The organism is Paenibacillus dauci, from assembly GCF_000971985.1.
Taxonomy (GTDB): Bacteria; Bacillota; Bacilli; order Paenibacillales; family Paenibacillaceae; genus Saccharibacillus; species Saccharibacillus dauci.
Genome location: NZ_LAQQ01000005.1, coordinates 188,979 through 201,599 on the forward strand (window position 1 = coordinate 188,979; position 12,621 = coordinate 201,599).

A 12,621-nucleotide genomic window follows, 5' to 3' on the forward strand; every position below is an offset into this window, starting at 1 on the left:
GTTCGGGTAGATGTAGGCATTTCTACGTATCGCCGGTGCATTTCTACCTGCTCCTTCATATTGTATTGTAAAACTACTGCTCTATTGATACTTTATTCCCTGTATTATTGATAACGTTTACATAAATGAAGGAGAGGTGTTGTATTATGTCCATGTTCAAAAAGGGCATCCAGTTCGCCCTGCTCAGCTCCCTTGTAATAACTCCGCTCGTCTCTCTTGCCCCTTCCGCTTATGCTGCCAACGAAAAAGCACAAGTCTGGCTCACTACAGCCGATCCAAACAGTGAACCCAATGTAGGCCTGCGTACAGATACAAGACTTACCCGGCAAAGTGATCGTGCATTTAGTACAGCTTCGGACAATGCTGACTATACCTTTAACGTAAATGAAGGCAAAACCTATCAGCAAATGGATGGATTTGGCGTATCGATGACCGATTCTGCAGCCTGGCTGCTTAATTACAAGCTCAGCAGCGCCAAGCGCAATGAGGTCATGGATAATCTGTTTGGTCTATCGGGTATTCATATGAGCATGCTGCGCCAGCCGATGGGTGCGAGTGATTTTGCCTGGAGTACGTATACGTATGACGATACCGCCGGTGATACGGCATTGAATCAATTCAGTATTTCCAGAGATCAACCCTATATTATTCCCATGATCAAGTCCGCTCTTGCCAAAAATCCGAATATCAAATTTATCGCTTCGCCCTGGAGTGCTCCAGCCTGGATGAAGTACACTACCAATGACAAAAACGGTACCGGCAAGCTGAAAGCCGAGAATTATCCGGTATACGCCAATTACTTCGTCAAGTTCATACAGGCTTATCAGGCACAGGGTATTCCAATCTATGCGGTTACTCCGCAAAATGAACCGTTGTTCGAGCCGGGACGTTATCCGGGCATGCTCATGAATGAACAGGATCAGATTGGCATGATCGGCGATTATCTCGGACCTGCTCTGAATAAAGCGGGTCTGAACACCAAAATCATCACGTATGACCATAACTATGATAACTGGAATTTCCCAAATACGGTTATCCAGGCACTCAAAAATAATGGAAAATCGCAATATGTCGCCGGCAGTGCCTTCCATCATTATGGCGGCGACTTTACAGCCATGACCAATATGCATAACGCCCATCCGGACAAGGATATCTGGTTCACCGAAGGCGGGTTTGGTACTTGGAATGATCCGGTCAACGGAACTACCCAGGGATTCGATAATATGATCAATGAATTTATTGGCATGACCCGCAACTGGTCCAAGTCGATTATTCTCTGGAATGCAGCTCTGGACCAAAAAGATGGCCCAAGTGTGATCGGAGACAACAATACCAACAAAGGTATGGTAACCGTGCAGAACTCCGACAACAGCTCCAGTAATCCGGAAGACAAAGTAACCTATACCAAGCAATACTATCTGCTCGGACATTTCAGCAAATTTGTAAGCTCCGGTGCATATCGAATCGATTCCAATACGTTCGCCGATATGCAGAGTGTCGCTTTCAAAAATCCGGATGGCTCTAAAGTCATCGTGCTGTATAACTCCCAGAACACTGCAAAAACAGCCAAAATCCAATGGAACGGACAGGCTTTGAATTATACGGTGCCTGGCAAATCAGTAGTCAGTCTGAAATGGTAATCCATATTCGCTCATCTATTTTGGAAATGCTTTGGTTTTAATTTTAACTACAGAATTAAATTCAGTATATAAAGTAGCTCTATTCCCAGCGTAACCTATTGAATCGTGGTTAAGCTTCGGAATAGAGCTATTTTATGATGTATTATTACCTATTACTATTTATCTCATCTTATGCAACTTTAACAGTAATTCATAAAAGGATTATCATACCTATAGATCGTTACAATTAAAAATAATGCTGAAATTTGTTTTGTTATCCATATATAGAACCCTTTTGACATTTACTATATTTATACAGCTATTCATAAACATAATGATCTTTGGTTGAAGCCGTATGTGTTTTGTGGCATGATCACTTATAGACAGCAACAGCTGCCGTGTAGGATTTTTGACGGCAGCTTTGTGACTATGCCAGTACGATTAGAGGAGCTTACCATGAATGATATTCCGGCTTATCGCAAAGTATATACCCAGCTCAAACAAGATATTAAAGAAGGACATTATGCACCCGGCACGCTTTTGCCGACTGAATCGGAACTGGAGCAGCGCTTCTCGGTCAGCCGAACTACGATCCGCAAAGCTGTCGAACTACTGGGCAACGAAGGCTTCCTGAAAAAGACACAGGGAAAAGGTACCGAGATTCTCGATACCTCCACGACCCAGCGGCTGAACCATCTGACTTCCATTACCGAGACACTGACTTCCAAAGGTTATAAAGTGACCACACGCGGAATGTCGATCGAATGGATTACGCCACCGGAGCATGTAGCTGATGCGCTTATGCTCCCCCCTGGCAGCAAGGTATATCTGGTTCAGCGGGTACAATATGCCGATGATCGACCGATTGCCTTGATGAATAATTATCTGCGTGCCAATTATGTGCCTGGTCTGGAACAGCATGTGAACCGATTTAACAGTCTGTATACGTTCCTGGAACAGACGTATCATATTATTCTGCTGCATGCATGGGAGCGCCTGTCCGCTGTAGCAGCTGATTTTACCGAATCCCAAATTCTACAGATTCCGCTCGGTTCTCCACTGCTATGCAGCAAACGGATCAGCCATATCGAGCAGGGTCCATTCGAATACAGCATTATCAAGCTGGTCGCCGACAAATACGAGTATAGCGTCTATCTGGAAGGCAGAGCTTAAACCTCTCTCATCCGCCCGATTATATTAATGAATCGTATAACCTCCATCCACTACCAGATTCGCCCCATTGATCATATTCGCGGAGCCGCTGGCGAGGAACAATGCAGCTGCAGCGATTTCTCCGGGTTCGGCAAATCGCCCGGCAGGCGTATTACGAATCGCTTCCTCCTTGATTTCGCCTTCCCAGTAACCGGCAATCAGTGGTGTATACGTGGCTGTTGGTGAAATCGCATTGACCTGAATATTATGCTTGCCCCATTCATGGGCAAGGGATCGGGTAATGGAAATGACCGCAGCCTTGCTCGCGCTGTAGGCGACATGTCGATCAATAGCCACAATTCCTGCCTGCGAAGCAAGGCTGATAATTTTGCCACCCTGCTGCGCTGCAATCATCTCCCTCCCGACCTGCTGGGACATAAAGAACATTCCATTCATATTCACTTCCATTGTCCGGTGCCACTCAGCTTCGGGATAATCTTCTGCCCATTCTACCGGTCCGATCCCTGCACTGTTCACGAGAATATCCATACTGCCGAATTTCTCTTTGACCTGGGCTATTGCTTTGCGTACCGATTCACTGTCTGCTACATTGACTTCAAAAGCTGCGCCGTACTCCAGTCCTTCCGCCGCTCGCTGTGCCTGGTCCAGATGAAGATCCAGCAGTGCCACAGCAGCTCCTTTTTCGGCAAATAACTGTGCAGTTGCCAGACCGATTCCGGATGCCGCTCCTGTGATGATAGCGGTTTTCCCATCCAGACGGAACGTTGTATCGTACAGATTATCCTTCATATCCGTTCACTCCTTTGAATGATTCACTTTGGGTATGATTGACGGGTCGAATATTCGGTGCTGTGGTTTGTATCGTTTTCCAGTGAAATAGGATGTCGATGCATATAATCTCCCAGCTCTGCAGCAATTTGGTTCACATGCCGAAATACCGGCAATAGCTGGCGATACTGCTCACGGCGAAGAGGGTCTGGGGCAAATGTATTTTCCACAGTATGAAGCGTCTCTATAACACTGTAATCCGTCCACCAGCCTGCTGTCCGGGCAGCGATTGCGGCAGCTCCGAGCGAAGCCGCATCCTGATCAATATTAGTCTTGATCATATCCATATCAAAAATATCGGCAAACATCTGCATCCACAGCGGGCTTTTGCTGCCTCCGCCGCAGATCAGCATACGGTGGGCTACCCGGGTATGCTGCTGCAGAAGATCCAGTGACAGTCGTAGATTCATCGCAATTCCTTCCATGGCAGCTCGGATCAGATCGGCACGCGTCGTTCCGAGATGCAATCCTGTATACCCTCCACGGATATGCACACTATGATCCTGGGAACTGCCACCCGCCAGACTGGGATTGAAAATAATACCGTTGGCGCCGACCGGCACATCCGCCGCCCACTGATTCATCTGCTCATAGGCACCTACCTGATCCTTCAGTTCTGTACATAAGGTATCCCTCACCCAGCGCAGCGAGCTGCCACCTGCAAAAATGGAATAAGCACTGGTATACATGCCCTCAGCAATATGAGCAAATACGTAAGGTCGTGTATCTGCATCCAGTACCGGTTGGCTGGAATTGACCGGAATCCAGCTGGATGACCCAAGTGACATATATACCTGTCCTTCTTTTGCGCCCACTGCGCCGAGTGCCATGCAGGCATTGTCCACCCCTCCGCAGGCGACCGGTGTACCTGCTTTTAGTCCCGTATATGCTGCTGCTTCTACAGTTACCTGTCCGATCATCTGATGCGAAGGAACAATCTCCGGAAATAAATCACCAGATAACCCCGCCGCTTGCAGAAGTTCCTCTACCAGTTGTCCACTGTGCAAGTCGTAAGCTCCCGTCCCCGAAGCATAAGAGTGATCTGTAGCCATCTGTCCGGTCAGCCGGTAATTGATATAATCTTTGGAACCAAGCACTTTATCGATACGGGCAAATAGGTCCGGCTCGTTCTTGTTCAGCCACATTAATTTGAACAATGGATAACAACCTGCCGGAAACCCATTGCCGGTCTTCATATACCATTCCTGCTCATCGACAAGCCGGAAAAAATGCTCTGCTTCTTCCTCCGCACGCCGGTCTGACCAGATCGGTACATATTCCTGCAGACACCCATCCTGTCTGCTGACCGGAACACTCACCAGACTATGTCCCGATAGACTAATACAGTCAATCGTTGCTGCATCTACCCCTGATACTGTCAGCAGCTGCCGGGTTGTCTCACGAATCCCGCTCCACCAGTCATCGGGCCGCTGTTCATGCCAACCCGGATGCGGATAAAAAGTCTCGTATTCCACAAATGACCGCGCAATCGTCTGCAGCCTTTCGTTATACAACGAAGCTTTGACCCCTCCGGTACCCAGATCATAAGCTATAATATTCGGCATGGCTGTCACCTTCCACAGGTCAATTTTGATTATCATATACTGATATATCTGTGCCAAACAAAAAACTCACTTTTGATCTGCCGCTGCCTTGATACCACTCTATATTGCTTCGAATATATAAAGATAATTACCTTTTGTCAAGCGCTTTCATACAGAGTAAAGGTTTTAGTATCTTCCTGATGATATTGTCTTCACCAATCATCCTCATAAATAAAGAAAATAGCAGATAACCCTTAATTATTTCTTGAATTTTATAATTCCAGGGTTTATAGTAAGCCACATCAGATAAAGATAATCATCTTTCTATAATGGAGGTACAATCATAGTGAAATCCATAATCGATTATGCCCATATCGGACGAATGATGGATGTGAGCGCAGTACGTACAGATGTGACAGTAGACGAAGTCGATCAGATGATTGATATTGTAAAAAGGTATCATTGTATCTGTGCCAGTCCAATGCCCTATATGACAGAATATGTGATTCGTCAGCTAGTGAATGTACCGGATACTGTGGTTACCGGAGTGGTGGGATTTCCATCGGGTGCGGATACCACTTCCATGAAAGTACACACGGCGAAGGAAATGCTGGATATCGGCTGCAAAGAACTGGATATGGTCATCAATGTAGGAGCACTGAAGTCAGGAAATAACGAACTGGTTATACAGGATATTGCCGCTGTAGTTGCTGCTGCTGAACACGTACCGGTCAAAGCGATCCTGGAGATTGCCTACTTGACCGATGATGAGATCCGTATAGGCAGCGAGTTGATCGTTCGGGCAGGTGCTGCTTTTGTAAAAACAGGGACCGGCTGGGGTCCGCGTCCGACGACAGTAGATACGATTCGGCTGATCAAATCTGTAATCGGTGATACTGCTCTTATCAAGGCAGCTGGCGGTATTCGGGATCTGGACACTCTTCTCGCCATGAAAGAAGCTGGCTGCGATCGATTCGGCATTGGCGTACGATCAGCATTGACTATTTTGCAGGATGCTTATCATCGCGCGGGTATAGCTGTTAATCCCGCTGTGCAGACGGCATCTTCTCCAGCAGTCAGCCGCGATGACTCTTATTAACAGCTGCTATCCTGCAGAGGTAACAAATAGCTGTGTAATTTGAAATAGCTTGCACTGTCTAGTAACTGTTCGAACAGTACGCCATAGCAAAAGCTCCCAGCTAAAACAAAACTAGGAGCTTACTATCTGTCTGTTCTTTATAACCGATACTATTGCAGATCCTGCAGCAGCATTCGGTACATGGAGGCGAGATCTTCGTCTTTTTCAGTTATCGTATCGAGGGCTTGCTGAACGAAAGGTTGAATCTCCGAACCGGCTGCGAGCAGCGCAGCATAAGCATGAAAATCGGTTTTGCCGTATTTGCTGATCACACTCTTGTCGGTATTCCAGCGGTTCCGGCGAATCTGTTCAGTCCAATACTCGAATTGTTCCTGTGGCGGCTGGACTGCATACTGCTGGAACAGGTCATCGAATTGTTCATCACCCTGCTGCTCCTGTGGCATAACCCGATACAACTGCTCCAAGGGAACGGTTTGGCGAATCAATGTACTGAAAGTCAGATAGTCGCCACCTTCTCCATCCGGTGACTGTACATAAGCGATAAAGTCAGACGTCTGATCCAGCTGCTGAAGTACTGGCTGCAGACGTTCCAAGACTTGTAAAGCAATACGGGTCAATCCGCCATCATGGATTGACTGGTCCATGATCTGAATTGAATCGGCATCTTCCTGCTTCAGCTGTTCGCGGGTAAATGTATCGAGTACCGGCAGAGATCCTGCTTCGTCCTCTTCCCACAACTGTTCATTGATCTCACGATACAGATCCAGCGGCTTTTCCAGAGCTTCTCCGAAATCATCGATCATCTCGGGATAATCGCCAGTGGCATACTTGATTGATTGACGAATCTGCTCTACAGAACGTTGATAGGATTCGTTATGATTTTCTGCATACTTTTCCTGATAATAGTTGTCATAATAGGCGGTGGTCTGCTCCAGATCATGCAGTGTATTCAGATAGAGCAGATAATTGCCATTCGTATTGTCTGCTTCGATAATACATGTATAGACCTGCTGATTGGAATCGGATTGTGCAAAGGCCGTAATGATCTCCGAACACGCTTCATATAGCAGATCTTCGACTGCCTGCATGCTCCAATGCGTACCCTGAATCCCTTCCAAGTCGTCCGTGATCCAGATTCCTTGCGGTGCAGAGACATAATACCGTCCCAGACCTTCCGGTTGACGCAATCCTGCGAGCAGACGCCCGATATGTACTTGATATACACCCATTTTAGATTCTCCCCATCTCTTCGGCTGTCTGGGTCCGTAATTGACGGCGATCCAGAATACCCTGAATAATCATCTGCTGGGACTTTGGTAAGCCTTGCGGCCACTCCCCTGCCCGGCAGTACATAATATCTGTAATTTCGCTGCTGGATGTGAACGTTCCTCCCCGCACTTCTCCACTGAAGATCAGATCTACACAGTTGGGATTACTGCGCTGAATCGCTTTTTCCAGACGATCAATATGTACTTCCAGTCCAGTCTCTTCCCTTATTTCACGCTTTAATCCATGTTCGGGCTGCTCCAGCTCCATCCATCCGCCGGGGATTCCCCAGGGCTCCTGTTCACGATACGAATGCCGCAGCAGTAATATCTCTCCCTGTTCATTGGTAAATACGCCCAGTACCGCAATCAGGAAATGATGCTGGGAACGACGAACCGCCCAATTTTTGAAACGTTCCAGCGGCATATGACGATACATCCACACCAGCCAGTCTCTCGGTATACGGTTAATCCATTTAGCGAGCAATGCGTTCACCTTCTTTGTTGTGGATAGAATGCTATTCTGGTTCGATCCATAAAATGCAGTACATTAGCTGCGCAAAATATCACCCTGCCGGTCATTGCGCAAATCTTCAATCAGCGGACGCTGCGCCTGATTGACCTGCTCCAGTTGCATATCATCAATACTGCAAAAAAGCAGTGTACTGGATTCACCATCGGGATCATTGTATTTCAGTGTTACTCCATCGTCTTCCAGCTTATCAGTCAGATCGACCTGGATATCAAAAATAAACATAACGAATACAACATCATCACCGCTGGGATACGTATATTCAAGCCGTTCACCGGTATATACCGCATAGAAATGACTGCCGATCACATCCAGCCCGGTCTCTTCTCTGACCTCACGAATCATCGTCTCTTCAATCGTCTCACCCGGTTTCATACCGCCCCCCGGCAATCCCCAATCATGGGAATCTCCGCGCTTCTGCCACAGAATACGGTTATGATCGTCACGAATAATCGCTCCACCGGTTACGATAATCTTTCTTCCTTTACTCATCAGTTGTCTCCTCACTGGTCCAATGTACTATACAGACTATTCAACATACCTCTTTATCCATAGACATAAATGAACTTGCTTATTATGTAAAAGCGAGTTGGGATCATAGTAAATGGCGATCCACCGCTTTTGCAATATTGCAGGGATCGCCATCCTAATCTCACGTCATATTATTTCTTTTTAAGCTTTTTCAGTTCGGCATACATATCCGGCAAATGCTCCTGAAGTTCGGGAATCGGGTCCGGATAAGACAGATCCATCTTCTGCAGCGTCCGTACCACAATCTGCAGGACGGCCAGATCACGGTACCAGCGGTTATCCGCCGGGATAATATGCCATGGATGATCATCGGTTGCACAATGCTTGAATACATCTTCATAACATTTCTGGTAATCATCCCAATACTTGCGTTCCTGCAGATCACCTTCATCAAACTTCCAGTTCTTATGCGGTTTCTCTACACGGTCAATCAGCTTTTTGAGCTGGAATTCCTTGGAGATATGCAGGAAAATTTTGACGACACGTACGCCGTTTTCTTCCAGCATCTTCTCAAAATGGTTAATCTGCTTGAAACGCTGCTTGGCGGTAGCATCATCGATCTGTCCATGTACTCTTGTGATCAGCACATCTTCATAATATGAGCGGTTAAAGGCACTGATATATCCATAACCGGCGACATGCTGATGGGCACGCCACAGATAATCATGATTGCGTTCCTCTGTGGTCGGTGCCTTAAAGCTGTGAATATGAATGCCAGCCGGGTTGGAAATGGAGAACACTTTGTTGATCACGCCATCTTTGCCGCTGCAATCCATGCCTTGAAAAACAAACAATACCGACTTTTTGCCGTTTGCGAACAGCTTGGGCTGCAGTTTTTCAAATGTTTCGGTAAGCTTGGCTTTTTCGGATTCGGTATCTTCTTTGGATGTGTAATCACCGGTATAGCCGGGATCAATATCTTTCAAATTGATGGAATCGCCTTTGGCAAGAAACCAGTTCTTGGATGATTTGGACATCGTAATCGCTCCTTTTGTAGAAAGTACACTGCTGCATCTAAGGGTTGTAGTCACATTCTACATATTACCCAGTTCCTACCTTTTTTTAGCAGCTACAAGCTTATTGGATAAAGCCACTTCTGTCAGATTCGGTATATTCACTCTTTAAATAACGCGCTGCTGCTCTTGAATGGCCGCGATCATCTCGGCACGCAGTTTGTCTACAAAACGGGTGCGTACTTCTTCATCCACGCCCATTTCCTTGGCATCCAGTTCTTCCAGCGATTCGATCCATACATGGGTGTCATTAATGGTTCCCAGCTCTTTCTGGATTTTTTTGTATGTTTCTTCGTGATCGCGGAATTTGGAGTTGAGGGCAAATTCCGCAGCTTCCGCTGTATAACGCAGCTCTTTGGCAGCAATACGTACTTTGTGCAGTGCATCCAGGGTCTCGGCGGCTTCGATTCCTTCCGCTTTGGCTGTCTGGCGATAGATCTGCTTTTTCTGATCATAAGCGATCTCCAGTTCTCTCATCATCCGGTTCACATCGGCCTGGATAGCCAGAGTGGGCAGCTGATTGTCCATAAAGTCTTTCCACTGCCGCTTGAGCTTTTTGCCCTGAAGTTTGGGTAGTTTTTTGACCAACTTTTTGCGGTAGAATTGTCGCTGTTCCTTATGTTCCTCGATAGCCGCTTTGAGCAGATCGGCTTCGTCGCCAAGCCCCTCGTCCTTGGACTGCTTGCGTCGGTCTTTGAATGCATCGATCAATACATCCGCATCACGCACTTTACCAAGACGCTTCTGGGCTTTTTTGAATACGGGTAATAGACCGGTCTGCTGTTCCGGGTCCAAAATGCGCATCAAGGTCATCAGCTTGCGGCAGTTGACCCGGGCCTGGTGAATCGCTTCATCGTCATAGTCCTTGACTGCCTGCTGTCCGTGATCCTGGAATTTATCGTATAAATCATTTAACACGCTTTTCCACTGCTCGGTTTTGTCTTTGCGATTGACTGTCGTCATACTCTGATTCACGCTGCATCACTCCTGTCTTGTTCATTCTTTATGGATTACCCCATATTCTGTGTTATGCAATCTTATGAATGAAATGAGTGGGATACTTTCCATTATAATGGATGGGCACAGGCATTAGCCATTTCGACTATTATCCAGTTGGTGAGCTGCTATCTATTCATTTTACAAATCTACAAAAATAGATATAATGATGAGTATGGAACCTGCACTTATTTACAAAGCTCTGGCAAATGACACCCGTCGGCAAATCATGGTATGGCTCAAACATCCCGAAGAATATTTTGATCCCAGTGCTTACGTACGTGAGGGAATCAGCCTGAAAACCGGTGTATGTGTAGCCGATATTCAGAAGAAGTCCGGACTGGCGCAATCTGTAATCTCCAGCTATCTGGCTTCGATGCAGCAAGCCCGGCTGCTTGAATCTGAACGAATCGGCAAATGGACATATTACCGTCGTAATGAACAGACGATTCAGGAGTTTTATAAATACATTCGCGATGAACTTTAAAAAAGGAGGTTTTCGATCTTATGCATCTACATATCTAGATATGAATACATTTTAATTAAATATATCTATTTATACAGATATGTATATACAATTAATTATAGTTATCGTTTTGTACGTAGAATAAATCTGAAAATGGAGTCGATATACCGATGACTAAAACTAATTCTTTTTCTATTTTGTGGCTGGCGCTTGGGGTATTTGGCATTATAACTACCGAAATGGGGATTGTAGGTGTGCTTCCTCAAATTACCGAGAAGTTCCAGATCTTTACCGCACAGGCTGGAGGGCTTGTTAGTATATTCGCGCTGGTGGTTGCTATTTCTGGGCCTTTTCTTACCCTGCTTGCTTCGGGCCTCAACCGCAAAAAGGTTCTGCTTTTCACTGTATTGATGTTTGCTCTCTCCAATCTGGTCTATGCCTATACCGAACATTTTGAAATTATGCTTGCTTTCCGAATTTTGCCGGCTCTTTTTCATCCTGTTTTTTTCTCGATTGCCCTTGTAACTGCAGCACAGCTGGTTTCGCCCGAAAAGAGCACACGTGCTGTAACACAGGTATTTGCCGGTATTACTGCAGGTTTTGCTTTTGGCGTGCCTCTGACATCTTATCTGGCTGCCAGACTATCCCTCGAAGCAGCTTTTGGGTTTGCTGCACTGGTTAGCTTGATTGCGCTGGTGGGGATGCTGATTGGACTGCCTTCCCTTCCCGTGAGTCAAAAGATCTCTTACGGCGCACAACTACGCATTTTGCGAAGTCCCCGGTTATGGCTGAATATCCTGGCTGTTGTCTTTATTTTCGCAGCGATGTTTTCGGTATACAGCTATTTTTCCGAATATCTGACACAGGTTACTCATATGAGCCATGTATGGATCAGTGTAATGCTGATGGTGTTCGGAGTGGTTATGATCGCAGGTAATTTTGGATTCGGCGAGCTTTTGCAAAAAAACAGATTACGAACCGTGCTTGCCTTTCCTGTATTGCTGATTCTGATATTTTTGCTAATACATAATTGGGGATACGATTGGAAAATGATGATTATACTCATTCTGGTCTGGGGCATTATTCATTCCGGTGGATTGGTCGTCAGCCAAACCTGGCTTATGATGGAATCAGGCGAAGCACCTGAACTGGGGAATAGTCTGTTTGTATCCTTTTCCAATCTTGGTATTACTGTGGGTACGGCAATCAGCGGTCTGTTTATTACTCATCTGGGGATGGATCATCTATTCTGGTGTGGCATTCTATTTGCACTGGCCGCTTTTATTTTAATTATAATCAGAGTGCTGGGGATTCAGAAGAATAGACGCGAATAAGTAATTTGATAATTCTATTTAGAATTGAATAACACTGTATATTATCAAATGATTGCCAAAATCTGTGAGTAGCTGATGCTCCTTTTTCGTACATTACTGCGCATTTATATCGTTAGATCTATCCTATTTGCTATTGTCTTTCACTCGTTCATCCAAATTATAAACTGCATATATACATTTTTTGGTGTATAATATTACTAAATGGGTGTCTACTTTTGAAA

At 45.9% G+C, this 12,621-nt stretch carries 12 protein-coding genes; 5 read left to right on the top strand and 7 right to left on the bottom strand.

Features of this window, described 5'->3' with window-relative positions:
* The first annotated feature begins 146 nt into the window (after positions 1-146).
* Together WH46_RS18615 and WH46_RS18620 are read left to right on the top strand one after the other, a co-directional pair.
* Complete coding sequence (locus WH46_RS18615) at positions 147-1,640, top strand: glycoside hydrolase family 30 protein (protein ID WP_046227878.1); 1,494 nt, start codon at positions 147-149, stop codon at positions 1,638-1,640.
* 435 nt (positions 1,641-2,075) lie between these two features.
* A complete protein-coding gene (locus WH46_RS18620; RefSeq protein WP_046227879.1) occupies positions 2,076-2,792 on the top strand; it encodes a GntR family transcriptional regulator in 717 nt (238 codons plus the stop codon).
* 24 nt (positions 2,793-2,816) lie between these two features.
* Here WH46_RS18620 and WH46_RS18625 read toward each other — a convergent pair whose 3' ends face one another.
* Together WH46_RS18625 and WH46_RS18630 are read right to left on the bottom strand one after the other, a co-directional pair.
* Positions 2,817-3,581 (bottom strand): GolD/DthD family dehydrogenase, encoded by a 765-nt coding sequence (locus tag WH46_RS18625; RefSeq protein WP_017813189.1) that lies wholly within the window; start codon positions 3,579-3,581, stop codon positions 2,817-2,819.
* Positions 3,582-3,604: 23 nt separating this feature from the next.
* On the bottom strand, positions 3,605-5,185 hold the full coding sequence (locus WH46_RS18630) for a xylulokinase (RefSeq protein WP_046228114.1): 1,581 nt from the start codon (positions 5,183-5,185) through the stop codon (positions 3,605-3,607).
* 325 nt (positions 5,186-5,510) lie between these two features.
* Between WH46_RS18630 and deoC the strand changes: the two genes are divergently transcribed.
* Complete coding sequence (gene deoC / locus WH46_RS18635) at positions 5,511-6,263, top strand: deoxyribose-phosphate aldolase (RefSeq protein ID WP_046227880.1); 753 nt, start codon at positions 5,511-5,513, stop codon at positions 6,261-6,263.
* A 149-nt stretch (positions 6,264-6,412) separates the two neighbouring features.
* Here deoC and WH46_RS18640 read toward each other — a convergent pair whose 3' ends face one another.
* From WH46_RS18640 to WH46_RS18660, 5 genes are all read right to left on the bottom strand, one after another.
* Positions 6,413-7,492 (bottom strand): hypothetical protein, encoded by a 1,080-nt coding sequence (locus WH46_RS18640; RefSeq protein ID WP_046227881.1) that lies wholly within the window; start codon positions 7,490-7,492, stop codon positions 6,413-6,415.
* A 1-nt stretch (position 7,493) separates the two neighbouring features.
* On the bottom strand, positions 7,494-8,024 hold the full coding sequence (locus WH46_RS18645) for an NUDIX hydrolase (protein ID WP_231584382.1): 531 nt from the start codon (positions 8,022-8,024) through the stop codon (positions 7,494-7,496).
* A gap of 54 nt (positions 8,025-8,078) precedes the next feature.
* A complete protein-coding gene (locus tag WH46_RS18650) occupies positions 8,079-8,552 on the bottom strand; it encodes an NUDIX domain-containing protein (RefSeq protein ID WP_046227883.1) in 474 nt (157 codons plus the stop codon).
* A 170-nt stretch (positions 8,553-8,722) separates the two neighbouring features.
* Positions 8,723-9,568 (bottom strand): PPK2 family polyphosphate kinase, encoded by an 846-nt coding sequence (locus WH46_RS18655; RefSeq protein ID WP_017813183.1) that lies wholly within the window; start codon positions 9,566-9,568, stop codon positions 8,723-8,725.
* Between the two features lie 144 nt (positions 9,569-9,712).
* On the bottom strand, positions 9,713-10,579 hold the full coding sequence (locus WH46_RS18660) for a CHAD domain-containing protein (RefSeq protein ID WP_046227884.1): 867 nt from the start codon (positions 10,577-10,579) through the stop codon (positions 9,713-9,715).
* 196 nt (positions 10,580-10,775) lie between these two features.
* Between WH46_RS18660 and WH46_RS18665 the strand changes: the two genes are divergently transcribed.
* Entirely contained in the window at positions 10,776-11,087 is a 312-nt protein-coding gene (locus tag WH46_RS18665) for an ArsR/SmtB family transcription factor (RefSeq protein ID WP_026136173.1), read from the top strand.
* 149 nt (positions 11,088-11,236) lie between these two features.
* Positions 11,237-12,400 (top strand): MFS transporter, encoded by a 1,164-nt coding sequence (locus WH46_RS18670; protein WP_046227885.1) that lies wholly within the window; start codon positions 11,237-11,239, stop codon positions 12,398-12,400.
* The last annotated feature ends 221 nt before the right edge of the window (positions 12,401-12,621 follow it).